Genomic DNA, 25,002 nt, shown 5'->3' with positions numbered 1-25,002 from the left:
CTACCAGGTGCCCGGACGGGCACGACTGTCAACGTCCAACGTTGGCGGGCGCCCTTGCGTTTCCCGCCTAGGCTGGCCGTACCCATCTCGGAGAACCCGGAGACAAACGGTGCAGTTTCACGACTCGATGATCAGCCTCGTCGGCAACACCCCGCTGGTGAAGCTCAGCAGCGTGACGGCGGGCATTCAGGCCACAGTCCTCGCCAAGGTCGAGTACTTCAACCCCGGCGGCTCGGTCAAGGACCGCATCGCCCTGCGGATGATCGAGGCCGCGGAGCGCAGCGGCGAGCTCAAGCCCGGCGGCACCATCGTCGAGCCCACCTCCGGCAACACCGGAGTCGGCCTGGCCCTGGTCGCCCAGCGCAAGGGATACCACTGCGTCTTCGTCTGCCCTGACAAGGTGTCGATGGACAAGATCAACGTGCTCCGGGCCTACGGCGCCGAGGTCGTCGTCTGCCCGACCGCGGTGGACCCCGAGCACCCCGATTCGTACTACAACGTGTCCGACCGGCTGGTGCGCGAGACGCCCAACGCCTGGAAGCCGGACCAGTACAGCAACCCCAACAATCCGCTGTCCCACTATCACTCGACCGGCCCTGAGCTGTGGCAGCAGACGGACGGCCGGATCACCCACTTCGTGGCGGGCGTCGGCACCGGCGGCACCATCTCCGGCACCGGCCGCTACCTCAAGGACGTCAGCGAGGGCCGCGTGCAGGTGATCGGCGCCGACCCGGAGGGCTCCGTCTACAGTGGCGGCTCCGGCCGGCCCTACCTGGTGGAGGGCGTCGGTGAGGACTTCTGGCCGACCGCCTACGACCGGGAGGTGGCCGACGAGATCGTCGCGGTCTCCGACAAGGACTCCTTCCAGATGACCCGGCGCCTCGCCCGCGAGGAGGGTCTGCTGGTCGGCGGCTCCTGCGGGATGGCGGTCGTCGCGGCGCTCAAGGTCGCCGAGCGGCTCGGCCCGGACGACGTGGTGGTCGTGCTGCTGCCGGACAGCGGGCGCGGCTACCTCTCGAAGATCTTCAGCGACGAGTGGATGAGCTCGCACGGCTTCCTCGACGAGGGCGAGGGGCAGGCGCGGATCGCCGATGTCATCTCCCGCAAGGAGGGCGGGCTGCCCAACCTGGTGCACATGCACCCGGACGAGACGGTGGGTCAGGCGATCGAGGTGCTGCGGGAGTACGGCGTCTCGCAGATGCCGGTCGTCAAGCCCGGCGCCGGGCACCCGGACGTGATGGCCGCCGAGGTGATCGGCTCCGTGGTGGAACGGGAACTGCTGCACGCGCTCTTCACCAAGCGCGCCTCGCTGGACGACCCGCTGGACAAGCACCTCAGCGCGCCGCTGCCGCAGGTCGGCTCCGGGGAGCCGGTCGCGGACCTGATGACGGTGCTGGAGGGCGCGGACGCGGCGATCGTGCTGGTGGAGGGGAAGCCGACCGGAGTGGTGAGCCGTCAGGACCTGCTCGCCTTCCTGGCGCACGGCGGCGCCTGAGGCCCAGGCAGAGCCCCGGCAGGGCCCCGGCCGCGGACACCGCCCGGGATTCGTGGAACTGGTACACCCGCGACACGTATGCGCAGCACGGGCTTAACAACAGTCAGGCACCTTTGGTGATGTCGGAACGGCCGGGAACACCCCCGGCCGGGACGACCCACCAATGTGGCGCCAGGGCTTCCGGAGCGGCTCCCGGACTCCCATGGTCCACCTGGACGCGTACGGCCCGGCCCTGACCCGGCCCCGCGTCCCGGCGGGAACCGCCGTCGTCCCGCCCCTCTGGCGTCAAGCCCGGGGGTGCGGCGGTTCCCGCCCTATTCTTTTTCTCCCGGCGTCCGCCCGGTTCTCCCGGGGGCGTCCTTGCCCGTGCTCAGGCCCAGTCGTCCTTCTCCTCCTCCTTGTGGCGCGGGCCCAGCGCGCTGCTGAGGGACTGGGCGACGTTGACGCCCACGATGCCGGCCCAGGCGATGAAGAGGCCGGCCGTGTGCGCGTAGGCGGCGGCGATCGCGGAGAGCGGGATCGCGGCGATCAGGGTGAAACCGGCGAAGCCGTAGCGGGCGAACCGCGGCCCGGGCCGCGGGGGCCCGATGGGACGGCGGTCGGCGCGGGCGTACGACGTCTGCTGCTGGGCCAGTTCACGGCGTACGCGCTGCTCGACACGGCTGTCGACACGCTCGGCCAGCTTGTCCATGAAGGAGTCGACCAGTTCCGACTCGTACTCCGCCCCGAGGTCTCTGCGGGCCTGCACGGTGGCGGAGAGTTCTTTGGTGAGTTCCGGGTCGCGGGCGTCCATGGCCCAACCGTAGGCAGTGCGGGCGTGGGCGACACTGGGGTTAGCCCCCGATTCGGCCCGGGGGTCTGCCGTCCCCGAGGAGGATCACCATGCCCGACCTGCCCTTGCTCACCGCGCTGTACGGGAGCCGGGACCGGGCGGACGCGCTGACCGTGGACGGCAGGGCGTGCGGGTACGAGGAACTGCTGGGCGCCGCGGGCGCGGTGGCGCGCCGGGTGGCGGGCAGCAAGGCGTTCGCGGTGGAGGCGACCGCGTCCCTGGAGACGGTCGCCGCGGTCGTCGGCGGGCTCCTCGCGGGTGTCCCGGTGGTACCGGTCGCGCCGGACGCGGGCCCGGACGAACGCGCCCACATCCTGCGGGACTCCGGCGCCGAGCTGGTGCCGGTGGACTTCGCGGAGCGCGCGGACTTCAGCGAGGAGCCGGCCGGGGAGACCGCCCTGGTGCTCTACACCTCGGGCACGACCGGGCCGCCCAAGGGCGTCCTCGTCTCCCGCGCCGCCATCGCCGCCGACCTGGACGCGCTGGCCGACGCCTGGCAGTGGACCGCCGAGGACACCCTCGTGCACGGCCTGCCGCTCTTCCATGTCCACGGGCTGGTGCTCGGCGTGCTCGGCGCACTGCGCACCGGCAGCCGGCTGGTGCACACCGGCCGGCCGCTGCCCGCGGCGTACGCGGCGGCCGGCGGCAGCCTCTACTTCGGCGTGCCCACCGTCTGGCACCGGGTGGCGCGCGAGCAGGAGGCCGCCCGCGCGCTGTCCGGCGCCCGCCTGCTGGTGTCCGGCAGCGCGCCGCTGCCCGCGCCCGTCTTCCACGACCTGCACGCGCTGACCGGCCACGAGCCGGTGGAGCGCTACGGCATGACGGAGACACTGATCACGGTGAGCGCGCGGGCCGCGGGGGAGCGGCGGCCCGGCGCCGTCGGCACCCCGCTGCCGGGCATCGCCACCCGGATCGCCGACGCCGCCGACGGTATCGGCGAGCTGCAGCTGACCGGCCCCACGCTCTTCGACGGCTACCTCGGGCGGCCGGAGGCGACCGCGGCCTCGTACACCGGGGACGGCTGGTTCCGTACCGGCGACATCGCCGCGATCGACGCCGACGGCACCCACCGGATCGTCGGCCGGGCCTCGACGGACCTGATCAAGTCCGGCGGTTACCGGATCGGCGCGGGCGAGGTGGAGAACGCCCTGCTCGGCCACCCCTCGGTGCGGGAGGCGGCGGTGGTCGGTGCCCCGCATCCGGACCTCGGGCAGCAGATCGTCGCCTATGTGGTGGCCGACGGGGTGAGCGCGGCGGAGCTGACCGAGTTCGTGGCCTCCCGGCTGTCGGTGCACAAGCGCCCCCGGGCGGTGCGCTTCCTGCCGGAGCTGCCCCGCAACGCGATGGGGAAGCCGCAAAAGAGGTTGCTGCCGCCGCTGTGAGCGGAAGGATGGGGGCCCTGGGGGTCCATTGTTGATACTTGCCGGGCGGCAAGTAAGATCGGGCCGAACAGAACCCACCCACGAAATGACAACCACCGGACGGCGGCGTACGCACCGTCCGGGTCGCCAATACCCGGGTCCCGCTCCAAAGGGTGGTGGTGATACGTCCTGCCATGGAGGCAGCACCGCATGTTCCACCGCATCGGACGCGCCGTCGTCCGCCATCCCGTCTGGACGATTGTCGCGTGGCTCGTAGCAGCCGTCGCGATCATCGCCACCGCGCCAAGTCTGCCGTCGAACAGCGACGAGAGTAGCTTCCTCCCCAGCAGCTACCAGTCGATCAAGGCGATGGACCTGCAGGAGAAGGCGTTCCCCGCGGCCTTCACCCCGTCAGCGATCGTCCTCTACCAGCGCAGCGACAACGCCCCGCTGACCGCCGCCGACAAGGCGGACATCACCAAGATCACCAGCGGCCTGGGTCAGAAGAAGATCGACCAGGTCCAGAAGGTCATCGCCGGTACCCCGTCGAAGGACGGCAAGTACGAGACGGCGCTGGTCCAGATGAACAAGGAGTCGGCCGGCCAGCCCAAGCAGGCCGACGCGGCCAAGGCGCTGCGGACCGACTCCAAGGACCTCGCCAAGGGCACCGATCTGAAGGTGCAGGTCGGTGGTCAGGCCGCGCAGTCCCTGGACCAGCAGGACGCCGGACAGACCTCGGACGCGGTGGCGCTGATCGGCTCGCTGCTGATCATCATCATCACGCTGCTGATCATCTTCCGGTCGCCGATCATCGCCATCATGCCGCTGATCATCCTCACCGGCCTCGTCTACACCACCTCCAACGCGCTGGTCGCCGACGCCACCAAGCTCTTCGGGCTGAAGGCGAACAACTCGCTGTCCGCGCTGCTCATCGTGGTGGTGCTGGGTGTCGGTACGGACTACTTCCTCTTCTTGATGTTCCGGTACCGGGAACGGCTGCGGCTCGGTGACGAACCCAAGCAGGCGATGGTCAACAGCGTCACCAGGGTCGGCGAGGCGATCGCCTCGGCGGCCGGCGCGGTGATCATCTCCTTCCTGGCACTGACCCTGTCCACCCTCGGCTTCCTCACCCAGCTCGGCCCGGCGCTGGCCATCCTGGTGGCGGTCACCCTGATCGCTGGTCTGACCCTCTTCCCGGCGATCTGCTCGCTGATCCCGCCACGGGCGCTCTTCTGGCCCGGCAAGAAGTGGGGCGACGAGCCGTCCAACGACCGGTTCGGCGCGATCGGCCGGCTGCTCGGCCGCAAGTCCGGCATGGTGGCGATCGTCTCCGGCCTGGTGATGGTGCTGCTGGCGCTGGGCACGCTCGGCTACAAGGCCAACTACGACCTCGCCTCCGGGTCCATCCCGAAGACGAAGGAGTCGATGGTCGTCCAGGACACCATGCAGAAGGTGTACTCGGCCGGCGCCGCGGACCCGACCTCGGTCTTCCTCACCAGCACCGACGGCAAGCCGCTGTCCGGCGTGGACTTCACCGCGTACAAGGACAAGCTCGCCGGGGCCGACGGTGTCGCGGACGCGACCTTCGACCAGAAGACCGGTCTCAACAAGGACCGGACCACCGCGCTGTTCAACCTGACGCTGAAGTACTCCGGCGCCAGTGACCAGGCGATCTCGGCGGTGGGCAAGGTCAGGACGGTCGCGTCCGACAACGCGCCGCCGGGAACCGAGGCGGTGGTCGGCGGTACGTCGTCGATCTACCGGGACATCAACGCCGCCGTGGACCACGACTACCGCACGGTCTTCCCGGTCGCGGCGATCCTGATCATGGTGATCCTGGGGCTGCTGCTGCGCAGTGTGGTGGCGCCCTGGTACCTGATCGCCTCGGTGGCGCTCGGCTTCGGCGCGACGCTCGGTGCCACGGTGCTGATCTTCGGCCGCGGCGACGGGCTGATCTTCCTGCTGCCGATCATCATGTATCTGTTCGTGGTCGCCATCGGTACCGACTACAACATCCTGATGATCGCCCGGCTGAGAGAGGAAGCCCGCGAAGGCAAGGAGCCACGGGAGGCCGCCGCGGCGGCGCTGCGGCACGCGGGGCCGACGATCGGTGCGGCCGGGTTCATCCTGGCGGCCACCTTCGCCACCTTGATGCTCTCCGGCAACTCGTTCCTGACCGAGATGGGCTTCGCGATCGCCTTCGGCATCGTGGTGGCGGCGTTCGTGATGGCGATGTTCTTCACGCCGAGCCTCACCGCGCTCATCGGGCACGCCGCCTGGTGGCCGGGGCACGCGGACCGCGACACGGCGAAGGTGCTCACCGGTACGGCCGAGGGTGCGGGCCAGGATGCGGGCGACGGGCACCAGCCGCCGCCGGCCGGCGAGGGCCAGGGGCCGCACGAGCTGGACGAGTCGGGGCAGCGCCGCTGAGTCTTCCGGCGGCGTAGTTGTCCACAGGGCCGGACAGGTGTCGATCACCTGTCCGGCCCTTTCCCTTAGGCTGGTGGAATCGTCCGGGGGTACGCATACGGCCACGGGGGGCTGGGATGACGGGGGCTGCGGTGACGGGGGAAGTGACCGAAGCGGCATGGGGGCCGGGGCCGGGTCCGACGGCGCGCTGGCGCCGGCAGGTGCTGGCCGCGCCCGGGCTGGTCGTGCTCGGCCTGTTCCTGCTGATCGGCACGGCGGTGCTGGACGATCGGCACGGCAGGCGGGCGGACGCGCTCTGCCATCACCTCCCGGTGCCCTGGACCCTGTTCGCCCTGGCCTGGCCGGCGCTCCTCTGCGGGCTGGCGGGGCCCGTGCTCTGCGGCCTCCTCTTCCGCGCCGCCGCCCGCACCGGCCACCGCGGCTCAGCCTCCTGGCAGGGCACCCTCGCGTTGTGCATATGCGTCTGCGGGACGCTCCCCCTCCTCTTCGAACTCGTCGCCCTCTACGGCGTCCACGCGGAATCCACCGCCCCCTCCTGGCACTGCACCCCCGCCCCGTAGGGTCCGCGCCGCGGGAGACGGCACCCCGTCTTGCCTGACTGCATAGGTTCATGCAGAGTCGAGCAGGAGTGAATAACGGCCGGTGGGCCACGGGTCAGGGACGGGACAGGATGAAGGAAGCGGACGACGGCGGAGCCGACCGGACGGTCAGCCACCCCGCGGGCGGCGGAGCCGACGCCTCCGGCCGGTTGCTGAGGCTCTTCGAAGCACACCGGCTGACCCCCACTCAGCGCCGCATCGCCCACAGCCTGGTCGGAAAGGCGGAAGAGGCCCCGTTCCTCTCCAGCGTGGAGGTCGCCGAACTCGCCGGCGTCAGCCAGCCCTCGGTGACCCGGTTCGCGGTCGCCCTCGGGTTCGACGGCTATCCGGCGCTGCGCCGGCACCTGCGCGAGGTGACGCCCGCCCAGCTGCCGCCGGACGCCGCCGCCTCCAACGCGTACCAGCAAGCCGTGCACGCCGAGATCGAGAACCTGCGGCAGCTGGCCGCGCTGCTCGCCGACCCCGGACCCGTCGCGCGGGCCGGCGCGCTGCTGGCCGGCTCCTGCCCGCTGCCGGTGCTCGGCCTGCGCGCGTCGGGCGCCCAGGCCCGCGGCTTCGTCTACTTCGCCGCGAAGGTCCACCCCGATGTGCGGCTGCTGGACGAGGGCGGCACGATGCTGGAGGACCGGATCGACGCGGCCGTACGGGCCGGGGCCTCGGCCCTGCTCTGCTTCGCGCTGCCGCGTCACCCCCGCGAGGTGGTCGACGCCCTGGCCTACGCGCGAGCCGCGGGCCTGACCGTGGTGACCGTCGCGGACAGCGCCTTCGCGCCGGTCGCCGCGCACAGCGACCTGCTGCTCCCGGCCGCCGTCGGCACCGGCCTGGTCTTCGACACCGCGTGCGCGCCCATGCTGCTGGGCCGGGCGCTGCTGGAGGCGATCTGCGACGGGCTGCCGGACGCGCAGGCCCGGCTGGAGGAGTTCGACGCGCACGCCGCCGCCCGCGGCATGTTCGTCGACTGACGCCCGGGCCGGATTCGCCTTCTCTGCCCAGCTCCGGTTCTCTTCCCGGCTCCGGGTCTGGACGTCTTAACGAAAATCTGAGAAACCCGAAGTACTCTCCCGAGCAATCGCTGAGACGAGTCCTGTGACGAGTGCTGTGACGAGTGCTGAGTCCTGACACGAAGAGGAGGGAGCGCGACGTGGTGCGCGGGGCCTACACATTGGCGCGGGTGGCGGTGACGGTACGCGCGGCGGCGTGCTGGTTGTGGTGGCTGGGGGTGATCGCCGCGGTGCCGGGGACGGCGGTGACGTTCAGTCCGACCGGACGCCGTATCGGGGTGATGGCAGGAGCCGCCCTGTTCATCCTGGCGGCGCTGGCGGCGTACTTCATCCGCGGCGGGCGGTACGGGCAGCGGGCCGCCGCCGCCTCGCGGGCCGCCAAGTCGGTGTTCCTGCAGGACCGCCGGGTGACCGCGCGGGCCTGGCTGCGGCGGCGCCGCTGGTGGCTGCTGGCGGCGTTCGTGGTCGCCGCCGGGTCGTCGGTGCTGCTGCCGTGCGCGGGCGGGATGCTGATGGGCGGCGCGGGCGCGGGCCTGTGGGCCAAGAGCCGCCGGGTGGCCCGGATCGAACGGTCCAAGGACGCCCTGCTCTGGGTGCGTCCCGACGGCAAGCAGGACGCGTACCAGCTGACCGGCATCGCCGCGGGTGACGCGGCCCCCGGTGGCGGCCGCCGGCGCGGACCGGCCGGCCCCGGCAACTCCGCCCGGAACCGGATGGCCGTCAGCCGCTGACCGGCCGGCTGCCTCGTCGCGTACGGCGGGGGCGCGGGACGCGCGGGACACCGTGGGGGGGCGCGGGACACCTCGGAAGGCAGCGATGCTCCGGCCGTCCGTCCCGCGCCCCGGCGGCCGTCAGCAGTCGTCGTGCGGCCCTGCCGGCTTCACTGCCCCCGGTGCAGCGGCGGCAGCCCGGCGCCGCTCTCGGTGAGGAGTTCGGCCTCGGTCTGCGCGGTGCGGACCGGGCTGAAGGCGACCTTGCCGTCCGCGTGCACGGCGTAGCCCCACACGGCGGGGCGCGGCAGCGAGTTGTAGGCGAAGTGGTTGGAGAAGTAGTAGGCGCCGGTGTCCAGCAGCGCCACGTGGTCACCGGCCGCCAGCAGCGGGAGGGGACGTCCCTTGGCCACCAGGTCGCCCGCGAAGCAGCACGGGCCCGCGACGTCCTGGACCACCGGGTCGCCGTCCTTCGGGCGGCCCTTCTCGTCCAGCGCGAGGACGCGCAGCGGCCAGGCGTCGGGGACGAAGACGGTCCTGGTGGCGACCTGGGCGCCCGCGTGGGTGACCGCGATGGGCCGCCCGCCGGCCGACTTGGCGTACTCCACCCTGGCCAGCACCGAGCCGTTCTTGGCCAGCAGCGAGCGGCCGAACTCGGTGACCAGACCGTAGCGGCCGTCGAAGAGCCCGGGGATCTCGCGGCGCAGCAGGCCGGCGTAGTCGGCGAAGGCGGGGGTCGTCTCGTCGGAGCCGAAGTTGACCGGCAGCCCGCCACCGATGTCGAGGACGGTGATCTGCTGCCGTCCGGCGGCCTGGTTGATCCGCTCGGCGAGTTCGTACGCGGCCCGGACCCCGGCGGCCATCAGGTCGAGCGGCACACCCTGGGAACCGGTGTGGGTGTGCAGGCGGTTGAGCCAGGGACGTTCGGCGTAGGCGCGCAGCACCCACTCCTCGGCCCCCGGGTCGCGCAGCGCCACCCCGAACTTGGAGGTGGCGGTCGCGGTACTCATCGCCCCGATGGTGCCGCCGCCGACCTGCGGGTTGACCCGCAGCCCGACCGGTGCCGCGGTGCCGGGCACCGCCGTGCGCAGCGCGTCGATCCGGGCGAGTTCCTGCGGATTGTCGGCGTTCACCGCGACGCCGAGCACCAGCGCCTGGCGCAGTTCCGAGACCGTCTTGGCGGGGGAGTCGAGCACCGTCCGGCCGGCCGGGATGCCGGCCGCCCTGGCCAGCGCCAGCTCACCGGGGCTGGCCACCTCCGCGCCGAGTCCGCACGCGCCGAGCAGTGCCAGCACCGGGACGAGTGAGGCGGCCTTGACGGCGAAGGTGTGGGTGATCTCGACGCCGGGTGTGGCGAAGGCGGCCTGCAGTGCGGTCGTCGCGTGTTCGATGCCCGTGACGTCCAGCAGTCCGACGACCGGTTCGCCCTCGCTCACCAGTCCCTGCTCCACCGCCGCACGCAGCGCGCGCTCCCGCCGTATCCCCAGCTCATCCGTCATGACGTCCATACCATCATCCCGGCCCGGGGTCCCGCCAACCGCCCCCGGCCGGGCCGCGGCGCCACCGGCCGGAGGCACCCCGTTGACTAGGGGTATTCAGCTGGACAGGATGTGAATGAAAAACACCACGAGGCACCGCACCACGACGAGGAGGCCGGACCGATGACGGGACCGAGGCCGGTACGCGCACCGCGCGGCACGGAACTGAGCGCGCTGGGATGGCCGCAGGAAGCCGCGCTGCGGATGCTGCAGAACAACCTCGACCCCGAGGTGGCGGAACACCCCGACAAGCTGGTGGTCTACGGCGGGACCGGCAAGGCGGCCCGGGACTGGAACTCCTTCGACGCCATGGTCCGCACCCTGCGCGGCCTCAAGCAGGACGAGACCATGCTCGTCCAGTCCGGCCGCCCGGTCGGCGTCATGCAGACCCACGAGTGGGCGCCCCGGGTGCTCATCGCCAACTCCAACCTGGTCGGCGACTGGGCCACCTGGGAGGAGTTCCGCCGCCTCGAAGCGCTCGGCCTGACGATGTACGGGCAGATGACTGCCGGGTCGTGGATCTACATCGGCACCCAGGGCATCCTCCAGGGCACCTACGAGACCTTCGCCGCCGTCGCCGCCAAGAAGTTCAACGGCACCCTGGCCGGCACCATCACCCTCACCGCCGGACTCGGCGGCATGGGCGGCGCCCAGCCGCTCGCCGTCACCATGAACGACGGCGTCGTGATCTGTGTCGACTGCGACCCGCGCGCCATCGACCGCCGGATCGAGCACCGCTACCTCGACGTCAGGGCCGACTCCCTCGACGAGGCCCTGCGACTGGCCACCGAGGCCCGCGACGCCCGCAGGCCGCTGTCCATCGGCGTCCTCGGCAACGCGGCCGACCTCGTGCCGCGACTGCTCGCCATGCGGGCGCCGATCGACATCGTCACCGACCAGACCTCCGCGCACGACCCCCTGGCCTACCTCCCGCTCGGCGTCGACTTCGCCGACATGGCGCGGTACGCGGCCGAGAAGCCCGCCGAGTTCACCGAGCGGGCCCGCGAGTCGATGGCCCGGCACGTCGAGGCGATGGTCGGCTTCCAGGACGCGGGCGCCGAGGTGTTCGACTACGGCAACTCCATCCGCGGCGAGGCCCGGCTGGCCGGCTACGACCGCGCCTTCGCCTTCCCCGGCTTCGTCCCCGCCTACATCCGCCCGCTCTTCAGCGAGGGCAAGGGCCCCTTCCGCTGGGCCGCGCTCTCCGGCGACCCGGCCGACATCGCCGCCACCGACCGGGCGATCCTCGACCTCTTCCCGGAAAACGAGTCGCTGGCCCGCTGGATCCGGCTGGCCGGCGAACGCGTCCACTTCCAGGGCCTGCCGGCCCGCATCTGCTGGCTCGGCTACGGCGAACGCGACCGGGCCGGCGAACGCTTCAACGAGATGGTCGCCGACGGCACCCTCAAAGCCCCCATCGTCATCGGCCGCGACCACCTCGACGCCGGCTCGGTCGCCTCCCCCTACCGCGAGACCGAGGCGATGCTCGACGGCTCCGACGCCATCGCCGACTGGCCGCTCCTCAACGCGATGGTGAACGTCGCCTCCGGTGCCTCCTGGGTTTCCATCCACCACGGCGGCGGCGTCGGCATCGGCCGCAGCATCCACGCCGGCCAGGTCACGGTGGCCGACGGCACGGCGCTGGCCGGCGAGAAGATCCGGCGGGTGCTCACCAACGACCCCGGGATGGGCGTCATCCGGCACGTGGACGCGGGCTACGAACGCGCGGAGGAGGTCGCCGCCGACAGGGGCGTGCGCATCCCCATGCGGGAGGGCACCGTCGATGAGTGACGGTACGCCGGGCCGTCCGGCCGGCGGCCCGCCGGGGTTCCACACGATGTGGCGGGACCTCCTTCCGCTCGGGCGCAGCGCGGCGTCCGGCGGCTACCGCCGCTACGCCTGGACGCCGGCGGACACCGACTGCCGTGCCTGGTTCAGGGAACAGGCAAAGGCTCGCGGCCTCACCTACGAAGTGGACCGCAACGGCAACCAGTGGGCCTGGCTCGGCGACCCGCTGGCCGGCGGGGCGGTCCTGACCGGCTCCCACCTGGACTCGGTGCCGGACGGCGGCGCCTTTGACGGCCCGCTCGGTGTGGTCTCCGCGTTCGCCGCCCTGGACGAGCTGCGGGCCCGCGGCGCCACCCCGCGCAAGCCGCTGGCCGTCGTCAACTTCGGCGACGAGGAAGGCGCCCGCTTCGGCCTCGCCTGCGTCGGCTCCCGGCTGAGCGCGGGTCAGCTCACCCCGGCCGGGGCCAGGGAACTGCGCGACGCCGACGGTGTCACGCTGGCCGCGGCCATGGAGCGGGCCGGCTACGACCCGGAGGCGATCGGCCCCGACCCTGAACGCCTCGCCCGCGTCGACGCCTTCGTGGAACTGCACGTCGAGCAGGGCCGGGCGCTGGACCTCCAGGGCGCCCGGGTCGGCGTCGCCTCGGCGATCTGGCCGCACGGCCGCTGGCGCTTCGACTTCCGCGGCGAGGCCAATCACGCCGGCACCACCCGCCTCGAAGACCGCCACGACCCGATGCTCACCTACGCCAACACCGTGCTCGCCGCCCGCAAGAAGGCCCGGCTGGCGGGGGCGCTCGCCACCTTCGGCAAGGTCGCCGTCGAACCCAACGGCGTCAACGCCATCGCCTCCCTGGTCCGCGGCTGGCTCGACTCGCGCGCCGCCGACGAGGACACCCTCGCCGGCCTCGTCGCCGCCATCGAGCAGGCCGCCCGCGAGCGCGGAGCCCGCGACGGGGTGGACGTCGAGGTGGTCAGGGAATCCTTCACCCCGGTGGTCGAGTTCGCCCACGCGTTGCGCGACCGCCTCACCTCCCTCATCACGCGCTCCGGCCCGGACGCCGTACCCGTTCTGCCGACGGGTGCGGGACACGACGCCGGAATCCTCTCCGCGGCCGTGCCGACCGCCATGCTGTTCGTACGGAACCCCACCGGCGTCTCGCACTCCCCGGCGGAGTCGGCGGACGAGGACGACTGCGCCGCCGGGGTCACCGCACTGGCCGACGTACTGGAGGGTCTCGCGTGCAGGTGACGTACTGGCTGGAGCACGCCTGGCTCGACGAACATGTGGAACCGGACGTCGCCCTGGTCACGACCGACGGCAGGATCACCCAGATGCGCACGGGTGTGGAGGCGCCGCCGCCCGGCGCGACCGTGCTGCGCGGCCTGACCCTGCCGGGCCTGGCCAACGCGCACAGCCACGCCTTCCACCGGGCGCTGCGCGGCACCGTCCAGGTCGGCACCGGCACCTTCTGGACCTGGCGCGACATCATGTACTCCGTCGCCTTCCACCTCACCCCCGACTCCTACTTCGACCTGGCCCGCGCGGTGTACGCCGAAATGGCGTTGGCCGGCATCACCTGCGTCGGCGAATTCCACTACCTGCACCACCAGCACGGCGGCGCCCCGTACGACAACCCCAACGCCATGGGCGAGGCGCTGATCGCCGCCGCGCAGGAGGCCGGCATCCGGATCACCCTGCTCGACACCGCCTATCTGCACGGCGGCCTCGTCCGCGGCGGCTACCGGCCCCTGGAAGGCGTCCAGAGCCGGTTCGGCGACGGCACCGCGGACCGCTGGTACCAGCGCTGGCTGCGGCTCAAAGGCGGCGACCAGGTCAGGATCGGCGCGGCGCTGCACTCGGTGCGGGCCTTCTCCGACCGCGACGGCTACGCGGTCTTCGCCGAGCGGATGCGTCTGGTGCCGGTGCACATCCACCTGTCCGAACAGCCCGCGGAGAACGACGCCTGCGTCGCCGTGCACGGCCGCACCCCCGCCCGGCTGCTCGCCGACTCCGGCTTCTGGGGCCGCAACACCACCGCGGTGCACGCCACCCACCTCACCGGTGAGGACATCGGCCTGCTCGGCCGTTCGGACACCACCGTGTGCATGTGCCCCACCACCGAGCGGGACCTCGCCGACGGCATCGGACCGGCGCCCCAACTGCGGCGCGCCGGCTGCCTGTTGAGCCTGGGCAGCGACAGCCACGCGGTGATCGACATGTTCGAGGAGGCGCGGGCGCTGGAGCTCGACGAGCGGCTGCGCAGCAGGACCCGTGGCCACTGGACGGCGGCTCAGCTGCTCCGCGCCGCCGGTGAGGACGGCCACGCGAGCCTCGGCTGGCCCGACGCGGGGCGCCTGGAAGCCGGCGCGCTCGCCGACTTCACCACGATCACGCTGGAGTCGGTACGCACCGCGGGACCCGCGCCCCGGCTGGGCGCCGAGACAGCCGTATTCGCGGCGACCGGAGCGGATGTCCGGCACACCGTGGTGGCCGGCCGGCAGATCGTCCGCGACGGAGTCCACCAGCTCGTGGACGACGTGCCCGGCGCACTCTCCAAGGCGATCGCCGCGGCCCGCAGTTGACCCCCGCGGCCGGCCCGCGGCCCCTTCGGAACGAGAAAGAGAAGGCGATGACGACCAGCACCAGCACGGTCATCACCAGCATCGGCAGCCTGGTCACCAATGATCCCTCCCTCTCCACTCCCGCGAATCCGCTCGGTGTCGTCCACGGCGCGGCCGTCGTCATCGACGGTGACCGCGTCGTGTGGACCGGTGCTTCCAGCAAAGCACCCCCCACTGACAATCGGGTCGACGCGGACGGCCGGGCCCTGCTCCCCGGCTTCGTGGACTCCCACGCGCACCTGGTCTTCGCCGGTGACCGCAGCGCCGAGTTCGCCGCCCGGATGTCCGGCCTGCCGTACACCGCGGGCGGGATCAGCACCACCGTCGCCGCCACCCGCGCCGCCTCCGACGAAGAACTCTCCGCGAACGTCGCCCGTCATCTCGCCGGCGCCCTGCGCCAGGGCACCACCACCATGGAGACCAAGTCCGGTTACGGCCTCACCGTCCACGACGAGGTCCGTGCGCTGCGGATCGCCGCCGGGCACACCGACGAGGTGACCTACCTCGGCGCCCACGTCGTCGCGCCCGAGTTCGCGGACGACCCGGCCGGCTATGTGGACCTGGTGACCGGCGAGATGCTCGACGCGTGCGCTCCGTACGCCCGCTGGGTCGACGTCTTCTGCGAGCGGGGCGCCTTCGACGGCGACCAGGCCCGCGCCGTCCTCACCGCCGGCCTCGCCCGCGGGCTCACCCCCCGCGTGCACGCCAACCAGCTCGGTCCCGGCCCCGGCGTCCGGCTCGCGGTCGAACTCGGCGCCGCCTCCGCCGACCACTGCACCCACCTCACCGACGCGGACGTCGACGCGCTGGCGAGCGCGGCGGACACCACCGTCGCCACCCTGCTGCCGGGAGCCGAGTTCTCCACCCGCGCCGTCTACCCGGACGCGCGCCGCCTGCTGGACGCAGGCGCCACCGTCGCGCTGTCCACCGACTGCAACCCCGGTTCGTCCTACACCAGCTCGATGGCCTTCTGCGTCGCGGTGGCGGTCAGGGACATGCGGATGACCCCCGACGAGGCGGTGCGGGCCGCCACGTACGGCGGCGCGCGCGCCCTGCGCCGTACCGACGTCGGAACGGTCACACCGGGCGCGCGCGCCGATCTGCACCTGCTGGACGCCCCCAGCCACATCCACCTCGCCTACCGCCCGGGAGTGCCCCTGACGGCCGCGGTGTGGCGGGCCGGGAAGTCCGTGGGTCCGGCCGCCGGGTAGCGGGTCACTCCTCGACCATCAGCCCCCGGCGCAGCCGCGACAGCGTCCGGGTGAGCAGCCTGGAGACGTGCATCTGGGAGATCCCCAGCTCCTCGCCGATCTCGGACTGGGTCAGATTGCCCACGAAGCGCAGGGCCAGGATCTCCCGGTCCCGCGACGACAGGCTCGCGATCAGCGGCTTCAGCGACTCGAGGTACTCCACGCCCTCCAGGTCGTGGTCCTCGTAGCCGATCCGGTCCGCCAGGGCCCCCTCGGGGTCGTCCTCGGCGGGCTGGGCGTCCAGGGAACTGGCGGTGTACGCGTTGCTCGCCGCCATGCCCTCGATGATCTCGTGCTCGGGCAGGTCCAGCTTGTCGGCCAGCTCCCGCACGGTGGGCGTACGGTCCAGCTGCTGGGCCAGCTCGTCGCCGGCCTTCGCCAGGTCCAGCCGGAGCTCCTGGAGCCGCCGCGGCACCCGTACCGACCAGCTGGTGTCGCGGAAGAACCGCTTGATCTCGCCGACGATCGTCGGCATCGCGAAGGTCGGGAACTCCACCTCGCGGCTGAGCTCGAACCGGTCGATGGCCTTGATCAGGCCGATCGTGCCGACCTGGATGATGTCCTCCATCGGTTCGCTGCGGGTGCGGAACCGGGACGCGGCGAACTTCACCAGCGCCAGGTTCAGCTCCACCAGCGTGTTGCGGACGTAGGAGTAGTCGCTGGTGCCCTCTTCCAGCGTCTGGAGGCGGGCGAAGAGCGTCTTCGACAGGGCGCGGGCGTCGACCGCACCGATCTCGTCGTATGCGGGGATCTCCGGGAGTCCCTCAAGACCCGCGAGCTGTTCCTGCTGGTGATCCAGGCCGAGCCGGGGTGTCATGTGCTCTCCCTCTCCTTGCGTCGGCGGTTGGCAGCCAAGACTGGCTCGGCCGCTCGAATGCCGTACCTCAACCCCTACCCGCTTCGGTCGGCCGCTGCAAGTTCGCGGCGGGTTCCGGCGGGCAGAGGACGTGCGGGAAACGTGCGGAAAACGTAGTGACTACCGTGAGTCCCGTCGACCGCGTAGGGTCGTAAGCGCGTCACCAGGGATGCAATAAGGAGCACACATGGACCGCGAGGCGGTCGGCACAGCCGATCTGGGCAGGCTGCGCGTCGAGGTCAGGCAGGTCGGTCACACGGCGGTCTTCACACCGTCGGGTGAGCTGGACCACCACACCGCGGACGTGCTCGCCGACCCACTCAATGACGCGGTCGACGCCGGTGTCACCCGCTTGGTGATCGACTGCGCGAATCTGGCGTTCTGCGACTCCACCGGCTTGAACGTGCTGCTCGGCGCACGTCTGCGGGTCGAGGCGATCGGGGGCGCGGTGCATCTGGCAGCGATGCGGCCCACGGTCGCCCGAGTCTTCGAGATCACCGGGGCGGAAGCCGTCTTCACCCTGCATGAAACCCTTGACCAGGCACTTCAGGAGTAGCGGGGTGCGGACGGGGGGCGATGGCGTGTGTGACCTTCGCCGGAGCGTACGAGCATTGCCGTCGCTCCGGACGTGTTCCCGGAGATCGACCGGGCAGAAGACTGTCGGATCACAGTTGGACATCCGTGAGGTGAGGCCCTGATGAGCACCGCCCGGCCCTACGCCGCGGATGACAGCGGCCCGGACACGGGAGGCTCCGACGGCGAGCCCGACGTGCGTACGCGGGCGCCGGAGCCGGTGAGGCGACTGACGCTGTCCGGAGAGAGCGGCATCGTGCCCCGCGCCCGGGACTTCACCCGGCAGGCGCTGCACGACTGGGGCTGGCTCCCGGCGGCCACCGCCGACCGCAGGGCAGCGGCCGAGGACGTCCTGCTCGTCGTCTCGGAACTCGTGACCAACGCCTGTCTGCACGCGGGCGGCCCCGAGGAGCTGCGGCTGTGGAGGAGCCCCAAGGCGCTCCGGATGGAGGTCGAGGACGGCGGCCCCGGTGATCCCGCGCCCCGCACCCCGCACCGCGCCGGCCGCCCCGGCGGACACGGCATGTTCATCGTCCAGCGGCTCTGTCTCGACTGGGGCGTGATCCGCACCGACGGCCGGCCGGGCAAGACCGTCTGGGCGGAGCTGGCCGCGCCGTCCTAGAGTCCGGCAGGGCCGGGAAGCGGGACTCCCCGTCGTCGTCCTCGATCACCGGCCCGCCACCGCTCCCGGCCCTGGCCAGTCGGCCGAAAGACCGCTCGCCGAGGCCCTCGCCGAAGGTTGTCCACAGCCCTGTACGCACCACCGACTCGCGGGTGCCCCGTGCGGACTACCATCAAGCCCATGACCCGCGTACTTCTCGCCGAGGACGACGCATCCATCTCGGAGCCACTGGCACGCGCACTGCGCCGCGAGGGCTACGAGGTCGAGGTGCGCGAGGACGGACCCACCGCCCTGGAGACCGCGCTGCTTGGCGCGGTCGACCTGGTGGTGCTCGATTTGGGGCTGCCCGACATGGACGGCCTCGACGTATGCCGCCGGATCCGTGTCGAGGGGCACACGTTTCCCGTGCTGGTGCTCACCGCCCGCGCCGACGAGGTCGACACGGTCGTCGGCCTGGACGCCGGCGCGGACGACTATGTCACCAAGCCGTTCCGCCTCGCCGAGCTGCTCGCCCGGGTCCGGGCCCTGCTCCGCCGCGGCACCACCGAGGCTCCGCAGCCCGCCACCCACGGCGTACGGATCGACGTCGAGTCGCACCGCGCCTGGATGGGGGACGACGAACTCCAGCTCACCGCGAAGGAGTTCGACCTGCTGCGGGTGCTGGTCCGGGACGCCGGCCGGGTGGTGACCCGCGAGCAGCTGATGCGCGAGGTGTGGGACACCACCTGGTGGTCGTCCACCAAGACCCTCGACATGCACATCTCCTGGCTGCGCAAGAAGCTCGGGGACGACGCCGCCAATCCGCGCTACATCTCCACCGTCCGGGGAGTCGGCTTCCGGTTCGAGAAGAACTGACCCGCCGCCTCCATGCGCCGCCGCCTGATCTCCTCCACGCTGGCCGTGGTGCTCGTCGTCATCGCGGTGTTCGGTATCTCGCTGGTCATCGTGGAGGCCAGGACCATCCAGAGCAGCGCCCAGGACGGGGTGGAGTCCGAGGCGGTCCGGCTGGTGGGCATCGTGGAGAACCGGCTGCTGGCGCACGAGCCGGTCGACGCTAAGGGTCTGGACCGGCAGATCACCGACGACCGCTACGCGGTGGTGCGGGTGCCCGGCCTCCCCGAGGTCCATCTGGGCGACCCGCCGCACGGCAAGGTCATCTCCTCCACCCAGAGCGGTGACCGGGGTGAATCGGTCACCGTCGAGGAGTCGCGCTCGAAGATCAGCCAGCAGATCGGCCGGACCCTGCTGGTGATCCTCGCCGTCGCGCTGCTGGCGGTGCTGGCCGCGGTCGGCCTCGCGGTCCGCCAGGCCCGCAAGCTCGCGAGTCCGCTCACCGACCTCGCCGAGACCGCGGAGCGGCTCGGCTCGGGTGACCCCCGGCCCCGGCACCGCCGCTACGGTGTGCCCGAGCTCGACCGGATCGCCGACGTGCTGGATGCCAGTGCCGAACGGATCGGCCGGATGCTCACCGCCGAGCGGCGGCTGGCCGCCGACGCCTCCCACCAGTTGCGCACCCCGCTGACCGCTCTTTCCATGCGGCTGGAGGAGATCGTGGCCACCGCCGAGGACGAGGAGGCGGTCAAGGAGGAGGCCGGCATCGCGCTCGGCCAGGTGGAGCGGCTCACCGATGTCGTGCAGCGGCTGCTCACCAACTCCCGCGATCCCCGCTCGGGTTCCGCCGTCGACTTCGACCTCGACGAGGTCATCCGGCAGCAGGTCGAGGAGTGGCGCCCGGCGTACCAGGCCGAGGGCCGCACCCTGGTGCTCTCCGGCGGCCGTTCGCTGCGGGCCGTGGGCACCCCGGGCGCGGTCGCCCAGGTGCTGGCCACCCTGATCGAGAACTCGCTGATGCACGGGGCCGGCACGGTCGCCCTGCACACCCGCGTCACCGGCAACCAGGCCGTGGTCGAGGTCTCCGACGACGGCCCCGGCGTGCCGCCCGACCTCGGCGCCCGGGTCTTCGAACGGGCCGTCAGCGGACGCAACTCCACCGGCCTCGGCCTCGCCGTCGCCCGTGACCTCGCCGAGGCGGACGGCGGCCGGCTGGAACTCCTCCAGCAGCGTCCGCCGGTCTTCGCCCTCTTCCTGGCCCAGGAGATCACCCCCCGGCAGCCGCCGCCGGACGAGCCGGTCATCGGCTAGCGGCTCATCGGGAGGCTGCTGCCCCGCCGGTGGTCCGCCCGCTTCCGGGCCCGCCCCGTCCGGCCGCCTTTCCCCGCCGGTAGGTGCGCATCTTCGCCCGGCTGCCGCAGATCGCCATCGTGCACCAGCGGCTCCGGCCGGCCGGGCTGCGGTCGTAGTACGCCCAGCGGCAGGTGTCGGAGGCGCACGCCTTCAGCCGCGGCCAGGTGCCGTCCGCGGTCGCCGTGGCGACGGCCGCCGCGACCCGCGCGGTCAGCGCCGGCACGCCGGTCAGGCCGGGGGCGGGCTGTACCGAGGTCCCGCCGTCCGCGTCGGCCACCAGCCGCAGGGTCCCCCGCGCGAGGATCGCGTTCAGCCGCTCCAGTGCCTCGGGGGCCACGTCCGCCGCCCCCGCGTGGGCCGAGCAGACGTCCCGCAGCGCCTCCCGGAGCGCCAGCACCTCCGCCAGTCCCGCCGCGTCGAAGACGCCCGCCTCGATGTCCTGGGCGCCGGCCCAGACGGTCAGCTCCTCCGGAGTCCGCAGCTGGTCGGCGTCGCACTCCAGATCGACGGTGTTGACCAGGTCCTGCACCAGGCGCAGTGGCGCGGGCGCGGGATGACGTTCTCCGGGCTGTTCCACGCTTGCCACGTTACCTTCAAGCCGCCATCATGAAGTAACGGTTACCGCTGCGGACGGGGATACAGGTAACGCGTGACAGCGCGTGCAGCAGTACGGTGACCTGCCCCGGTCCGCCCCTCGGAAGGAACTCCTCATGATCGGCACGCTGGGCGCCGTCGTCCTGGACTGTCCCGACCCCAAGGCCCTCGCCGCCTTCTACGCCGAACTCGTCGGCGGCACCGTCGACGCCGAGGACGACGAGTGGGTCGACCTCAACCGCGAAGGGGCGCAGCGCCTCTCCTTCCAGCTCGCTCCCGGCCACCAGGCCCCCTCCTGGCCCGACCCCGGCCGGCCGCAGCAGTTCCACCTCGACATCGCCGTCCCCCGGGCGGAGATGGACGCCGCCGAGGGCCGGGTGCTCGACCTCGGCGCCACTTTGCTGGAGGGCGACCAGGAGGGCAGCCGCAACTGGCGCGTCTACGCCGACCCGGCCGGCCACCCGTTCTGCCTCTGCGCCTGCTGAAGCGGAGATTAATCCGACGACACGCGAGGGGCCGCTGCGTAGGGTCGGCCGGATGACGCTCTCTCATGACGTGGCCGGGGACGGGCCGGCAGTGGTGTTCCTGCACTCCGGAGTCTGTGACCGGCGCATGTGGGACCCGCAGTGGGCTGTAGTGGCCGCCGCCGGCCACCGCGTGGTCCTCTGTGACCTGCGCGGCTTCGGCCGGTCACCCGCGCCCGGCCGGCCGCACAACGACGCCGACGACGTACTCGAACTCCTCCGCACACTCGGCATCACCCGGGCGGCCTTCATCGGCTCCTCCTACGGCGGGCGCGTCGCGCTGGGCATCGCGGCGCGCCGGCCGGAACGCGTCAGCGCGCTGGCGCTGCTCTGCCCGGGGCTGCCCGGACAGCGGCCGTCCGACGAACTGCGCGGGACCGGTGCCCGGGAGGACGCCCTGATCGAGGCCGGCGACCTCGACGGGGCGGCCGGACTGATGGTCGACACCTGGGTGGGACCGGCCGCCGACGACGCCACCCGCGACGCGGTGCGCGCGATGCAACGGCAGGCGTACGAGCTGCAGTTGGCGGCCGAGTTCGACCAACTGGAGGACGCGGCCGACCTGACCGCGGTGCGGGCGCCGTGCCTGGCCGTCTCCGGCGCACATGACCTGGCCGAGTTCCGGCAGATCGCCGCCGCACTGCCCGGCCTGCTCGCCGGCGCCCGCCATCTGGAGCTGCCCTGGGCCGGTCATCTGCCCAGCATGGAAAGGCCCCTTGAGGTGAACGAGCTACTGCTCGGCTTCCTGCGCGAGTGCCTTCCGGCCGGCTGAACCCGCCGTCCTCCCCCCGGATCAGCCGTCGAGCTGACCGATCGTCGCCGTCGAGGGTCCGCGCTTGGCTTGCAGCACGGTTGCCGCCGACTCGGCGTCACGGAGCACACGGACCGCGTTCTGCCAGGTGAGCCGGGCGAGATCGGCGTCGGACCAGCCGCGGGCGAGGAGTTCGGCGACCAGGTTGGGGTATCCGGCGACATCGGTGAGGCCGGCCGGGGTGAAGGCGGTGCCGTCGAAGTCGCCGCCGATGCCGAGATGGTCGATGCTCGCCACCTCGCGCATGTGGTCCAGGTGGTCGGCGACGGTGGAGACGGTGGCCACCGGGCGCGGGTGGGCCTCCTCGAAGGCGTGCTGGACGACCATTCCCTCAGGGGTGGTGTCGAGCGGGTGGAAACCGTGGGTGCGCATGTTCTCGTCGGCTTCGCGGGTCCACGCGATGGCGTCCGGAAGGACGAACTTGGGGACGAAGGTGGCCATCGCGACACCTCCGTTGGCCGGGAGCAGCGCCAGCACGTCGTCGGGGATGTTGCGCGGGTGGTCGCAGACCGCGCGGGACGAGGAGTGCGAGAAGAGCACCGGCGCCTCGGCGATCCGCAGCGCGTGCCGCATGGTGTCGGGGGAGACGTGCGAGAGGTCGACCAGCATGCCCAGCCGGTTCATCTCCCGGACGACCTCCTCGCCGAAAGCGGTGAGGCCGTGCGCGGCGGGTTCGTCCGTCGCGGAGTCCGCCCAGGGCGTGTTGGAGTTGTGGGTGAGCGTCATGTACCGCACGCCGAGTGCGTGGAACTGCCGCAGCACCGCGAGCGAGCAGTCGATGGAGTGACCGCCCTCGGCGCCCATCAGCGAGGCGATCCGGCCGTCGGCGCGGGCCGCCTCCATGTCGTCGGCGGTGAGCGCGAGCCGCAGATCGGCGTCGTACCGCTCGGTCATCCGGCGGACCACGTCGATCTGCTCCAGCGTCGCGGTCACGGCGGCGCCGCCGAGCCGGTCGGCGGGCACGTACACCGACCAGAACTGTCCGCCGACCCCGCCGGCCCGCAGCCGCGGGAGGTCGGTGTGCGTCCGGCCGCGCTGGTCGGCGGCGATGTCGAGCCGGTCGAGGTCGTAGGACACCTGCTCGCGCAGTGCCCACGGCAAGTCGTTGTGCCCGTCCACGACGGGGTGGGCGGCGAGCAGGTCTCGGGCGCGGGTCAGAAGGTCCATGCCGGACACTGTAGGGAATCGGGCCGACCGCCCGTTCTCGCCCTGTGGAAAACTCCGGCGCCGGCCCCGCAGGCTGTGGAAAACTTTCCGGCCGCCGCCGCTGCGGCACCGCCTGCGAGCCGCACGCCGCCGTCAACGCCGCCGCGGCCCAGGCCGACCGCTCCGGGCCCGCCGCCGGCTACTTCCCGAAGCCGAAGCCCGCGGACCCGGTCACCTTCGCCCGCAGCCGTTTGCCCTTCTCCGTCGCCTGCTCGTTCAGCGACACCTGGAACTCCCGCATCCGCTCCAGCAGCTCCGGATCGTGCGCCGCCAGGATCCGTACCGCCAGCAGGCCCGCGTTCCGCGCCCCGCCGACCGAGACGGTCGCCACCGGCACCCCGGCCGGCATCTGCACGATCGACAGCAGCGAGTCCATCCCGTCCAGGTACTTCAGCGGCACCGGCACCCCGATCACCGGCAGCGGCGTGACCGACGCGAGCATCCCCGGCAGGTGGGCCGCGCCGCCCGCGCCCGCCACGATCGCCCGCAGACCGCGCCCGGCGGCCTGCTCGCCGTACGCGATCATCTCGTGCGGCATGCGGTGCGCGGAGACCACATCCACCTCGAAGGGCACCGCGAACTCCTCCAGCGCCTGCGCGGCGGCCTCCATCACCGGCCAGTCGGAGTCGGAGCCCATCACGATGCCGACCAGCGGCTGACCAAGGGGAGCGTTACTCATCGATCGTTCCTCGCAGGTAGTCGGCCGCGTGGCGGGCGCGCCCGCGCACCTCGGCCAGGTCGTCGCCGTAGGTGTTGACGTGTCCGACCTTGCGGCCCGGTTTCACGTCCTTGCCGTACATGTGGATCTTCAGACCCGGGTCGCGGGCCATGCAGTGCAGGTAGGCCGCGTACATGTCCGGGTAGTCGCCGCCGAGCACATTGGCCATCACCGTCCAGGGAGCGCGAGGGCGCGGGTCGCCCAGCGGCAGGTCGAGCACCGCGCGCAGATGGTTGGCGAACTGCGAGGTGACCGCGCCGTCCATGGTCCAGTGCCCGCTGTTGTGCGGGCGCATCGCCAGTTCGTTGACGAGGATGCGGCCGTCGGTGGTCTCGAAGAGCTCGACCGCCAGGTGCCCGATCACGCCCAGCTCGCGGGCGACGGTCAGCGCCAGCCCCTGCGCCTGCGCGGAAAGGGCCTCCGGCAGGCCGGGCGCGGGCGCGATCACGGTGTCGCACACGCCGTCCACCTGCACGGACTCCACCACCGGGTACGCCACCGCCTGCCCGTGCGGCGAGCGCACCACATTGGCGGCCAGTTCGCGGACGAAATCCACCTTCTCCTCGGCGAGGACCGGCACCCCGGCCCGGAACGGCTCCGCCGCGTCGGCTTCCGACCGCGCGATCCACACGCCCTTCCCGTCGTACCCGCCGCGCACGGTCTTCAGCACCACCGGGAAGCCGCCCACCTCGGCGGCGAACCTGGCGACGTCCGCCGGGTCCGCGACGATCCGGTTGCGCGGGCAGGCCACCCCCAGCTCGGCGAGCCGCGCCCGCATCACACCCTTGTCCTGGGCGTGCACCAGGGCGTCGGCGCCGGGCCTGACCACCACGCCGTCCGCCTCCAGCGCCCGCAGGTGCTCGCCCGGCACGTGTTCGTGGTCGAAGGTGAGGACGTCGCAGCCCGCCGCGAAGGCGCGCAGGGTGTCCAGGTCGCGGTAGTCACCGACGGTGACGTCGGCCACCACCTGGGCAGCGGAGTCCTGCGGGGTGTCGCTGAGGATGCGGAACCGGATGCCGAGCGGGATGCCCGCCTCGTGGGTCATGCGGGCGAGCTGGCCGCCGCCGACCATGCCGACTACGGGGAATGTCACGTTATTTCCTGCCGGGAAGAGGCGCTTGGTGCGCGGGGCCGAGTGCATCGATGGCCACCGAAACTGGCCTTACCAGGGTATCCGGCGTCCGACCAGACGAATAACGCCCTTCGATCGCCGTATATTCGCACCGGGCGGCTAGCATGAGGGAGCCACGGACTCCAGCCCGACCCCACCGGGCCCCCGACCCCC

The 25,002-nt window shown here is 72.3% G+C and carries 23 protein-coding genes; 16 read left to right on the top strand and 7 right to left on the bottom strand.

The features are described from left to right. Window positions 1–109 precede the first annotated feature (109 nt). Window positions 110–1,495, top strand: a complete 1,386-nt coding sequence (locus OG552_RS13580) for a cystathionine beta-synthase (protein ID WP_329132611.1) — start codon at window positions 110–112, stop codon at window positions 1,493–1,495. A gap of 370 nt (window positions 1,496–1,865) precedes the next feature. Here OG552_RS13580 and OG552_RS13575 read toward each other — a convergent pair whose 3' ends face one another. Further along, window positions 1,866–2,288 carry a hypothetical protein gene (locus OG552_RS13575; RefSeq protein WP_329132609.1) on the bottom strand — a complete coding sequence of 141 codons (423 nt, stop codon included), beginning with the start codon at window positions 2,286–2,288 and terminating at the stop codon, window positions 1,866–1,868. 89 nt (window positions 2,289–2,377) lie between these two features. Here OG552_RS13575 and OG552_RS13570 point away from each other — a divergent pair, with 89 nt between their 5' ends. The 5 genes from OG552_RS13570 (at window position 2,378) to OG552_RS13550 (ending at window position 8,449) form a co-directional block, all read left to right on the top strand. Further along, a complete protein-coding gene (locus OG552_RS13570; protein ID WP_329132607.1) occupies window positions 2,378–3,709 on the top strand; it encodes an acyl-CoA synthetase in 1,332 nt (443 codons plus the stop codon). A gap of 189 nt (window positions 3,710–3,898) precedes the next feature. Continuing rightward, entirely contained in the window at window positions 3,899–6,118 is a 2,220-nt protein-coding gene (locus OG552_RS13565; RefSeq protein WP_329132605.1) for an MMPL family transporter, read from the top strand. 131 nt (window positions 6,119–6,249) lie between these two features. After that, window positions 6,250–6,678, top strand: coding sequence for a hypothetical protein (locus OG552_RS13560; RefSeq protein ID WP_329132603.1), 429 nt, complete (start codon window positions 6,250–6,252; stop codon window positions 6,676–6,678). 110 nt (window positions 6,679–6,788) lie between these two features. Continuing rightward, window positions 6,789–7,679 (top strand): MurR/RpiR family transcriptional regulator, encoded by an 891-nt coding sequence (locus tag OG552_RS13555; protein ID WP_329132602.1) that lies wholly within the window; start codon window positions 6,789–6,791, stop codon window positions 7,677–7,679. A gap of 179 nt (window positions 7,680–7,858) precedes the next feature. Beyond that, a complete protein-coding gene (locus tag OG552_RS13550; RefSeq protein WP_329132600.1) occupies window positions 7,859–8,449 on the top strand; it encodes a hypothetical protein in 591 nt (196 codons plus the stop codon). 149 nt (window positions 8,450–8,598) lie between these two features. Here OG552_RS13550 and OG552_RS13545 read toward each other — a convergent pair whose 3' ends face one another. Next, window positions 8,599–9,927 carry a diaminopimelate decarboxylase gene (locus OG552_RS13545; protein ID WP_329132598.1) on the bottom strand — a complete coding sequence of 443 codons (1,329 nt, stop codon included), beginning with the start codon at window positions 9,925–9,927 and terminating at the stop codon, window positions 8,599–8,601. Window positions 9,928–10,089: 162 nt separating this feature from the next. Between OG552_RS13545 and hutU the strand changes: the two genes are divergently transcribed. The 4 genes from hutU to hutI are packed head-to-tail and all read left to right on the top strand — an operon-like array spanning window position 10,090 to window position 15,590. Further along, a complete protein-coding gene (hutU, locus tag OG552_RS13540; protein WP_329132596.1) occupies window positions 10,090–11,757 on the top strand; it encodes a urocanate hydratase in 1,668 nt (555 codons plus the stop codon). Further along, window positions 11,750–13,006: an allantoate amidohydrolase gene (locus tag OG552_RS13535; RefSeq protein WP_329132594.1), complete on the top strand. Its 1,257-nt coding sequence runs from the start codon at window positions 11,750–11,752 to the stop codon at window positions 13,004–13,006. The genes hutU and OG552_RS13535 overlap by 8 nt, the downstream gene beginning before the upstream one ends. Then, window positions 12,997–14,340 (top strand): formimidoylglutamate deiminase, encoded by a 1,344-nt coding sequence (locus tag OG552_RS13530; RefSeq protein WP_329132592.1) that lies wholly within the window; start codon window positions 12,997–12,999, stop codon window positions 14,338–14,340. The genes OG552_RS13535 and OG552_RS13530 overlap by 10 nt, the downstream gene beginning before the upstream one ends. Before the next feature lie 47 nt (window positions 14,341–14,387). Then, window positions 14,388–15,590, top strand: coding sequence for an imidazolonepropionase (gene hutI / locus OG552_RS13525; protein WP_329132591.1), 1,203 nt, complete (start codon window positions 14,388–14,390; stop codon window positions 15,588–15,590). Between the two features lie 4 nt (window positions 15,591–15,594). On the opposite strand, the gene OG552_RS13520 is transcribed toward hutI, so the two are convergent. After that, window positions 15,595–16,446 carry an RNA polymerase sigma factor SigF gene (locus OG552_RS13520; protein WP_329132590.1) on the bottom strand — a complete coding sequence of 284 codons (852 nt, stop codon included), beginning with the start codon at window positions 16,444–16,446 and terminating at the stop codon, window positions 15,595–15,597. 226 nt (window positions 16,447–16,672) lie between these two features. On the opposite strand from OG552_RS13520, the gene OG552_RS13515 reads away from it, so the two are divergent. The 4 genes from OG552_RS13515 to OG552_RS13500 all read left to right on the top strand — a co-directional run bounded on the left by OG552_RS13515 (window position 16,673) and on the right by OG552_RS13500 (window position 19,822). Then, entirely contained in the window at window positions 16,673–17,041 is a 369-nt protein-coding gene (locus OG552_RS13515) for an STAS domain-containing protein (protein ID WP_329132588.1), read from the top strand. 141 nt (window positions 17,042–17,182) lie between these two features. Further along, complete coding sequence (locus OG552_RS13510; protein ID WP_329132586.1) at window positions 17,183–17,680, top strand: ATP-binding protein; 498 nt, start codon at window positions 17,183–17,185, stop codon at window positions 17,678–17,680. Between the two features lie 180 nt (window positions 17,681–17,860). Further along, window positions 17,861–18,535 (top strand): response regulator transcription factor, encoded by a 675-nt coding sequence (locus tag OG552_RS13505; protein WP_329132583.1) that lies wholly within the window; start codon window positions 17,861–17,863, stop codon window positions 18,533–18,535. 12 nt (window positions 18,536–18,547) lie between these two features. Beyond that, window positions 18,548–19,822 carry an ATP-binding protein gene (locus OG552_RS13500; RefSeq protein WP_329132581.1) on the top strand — a complete coding sequence of 425 codons (1,275 nt, stop codon included), beginning with the start codon at window positions 18,548–18,550 and terminating at the stop codon, window positions 19,820–19,822. Between the two features lie 4 nt (window positions 19,823–19,826). Here the strand turns inward: OG552_RS13500 and OG552_RS13495 are convergent, their stop codons facing one another. Next, complete coding sequence (locus tag OG552_RS13495; RefSeq protein WP_329132580.1) at window positions 19,827–20,441, bottom strand: CGNR zinc finger domain-containing protein; 615 nt, start codon at window positions 20,439–20,441, stop codon at window positions 19,827–19,829. Between the two features lie 133 nt (window positions 20,442–20,574). Between OG552_RS13495 and OG552_RS13490 the strand changes: the two genes are divergently transcribed. Both OG552_RS13490 and OG552_RS13485 read left to right on the top strand, forming a co-directional pair. Further along, window positions 20,575–20,943 carry a VOC family protein gene (locus OG552_RS13490; RefSeq protein WP_329132579.1) on the top strand — a complete coding sequence of 123 codons (369 nt, stop codon included), beginning with the start codon at window positions 20,575–20,577 and terminating at the stop codon, window positions 20,941–20,943. A 52-nt stretch (window positions 20,944–20,995) separates the two neighbouring features. Then, complete coding sequence (locus OG552_RS13485) at window positions 20,996–21,754, top strand: alpha/beta fold hydrolase (RefSeq protein WP_329132578.1); 759 nt, start codon at window positions 20,996–20,998, stop codon at window positions 21,752–21,754. Window positions 21,755–21,775: 21 nt separating this feature from the next. Here OG552_RS13485 and OG552_RS13480 read toward each other — a convergent pair whose 3' ends face one another. From OG552_RS13480 to OG552_RS13470, 3 genes are all read right to left on the bottom strand, one after another. Next, window positions 21,776–22,960 carry a dipeptidase gene (locus OG552_RS13480; protein ID WP_329132576.1) on the bottom strand — a complete coding sequence of 395 codons (1,185 nt, stop codon included), beginning with the start codon at window positions 22,958–22,960 and terminating at the stop codon, window positions 21,776–21,778. 178 nt (window positions 22,961–23,138) lie between these two features. Further along, on the bottom strand, window positions 23,139–23,678 hold the full coding sequence (purE, locus tag OG552_RS13475; protein WP_329132574.1) for a 5-(carboxyamino)imidazole ribonucleotide mutase: 540 nt from the start codon (window positions 23,676–23,678) through the stop codon (window positions 23,139–23,141). After that, complete coding sequence (locus OG552_RS13470) at window positions 23,671–24,810, bottom strand: 5-(carboxyamino)imidazole ribonucleotide synthase (RefSeq protein WP_329132572.1); 1,140 nt, start codon at window positions 24,808–24,810, stop codon at window positions 23,671–23,673. Before OG552_RS13470 ends, purE begins: the two co-directional genes overlap by 8 nt. Window positions 24,811–25,002 lie beyond the last annotated feature (192 nt).

Origin of the sequence: Streptomyces sp. NBC_01476 (assembly GCF_036227265.1) — a bacterium.
Lineage (GTDB): Bacteria > Actinomycetota > Actinomycetes > Streptomycetales > Streptomycetaceae > Actinacidiphila.
The sequence above is the reverse complement of the archived record's forward strand: the minus strand, read 5'-3'. Positions and strand labels throughout refer to the sequence as shown.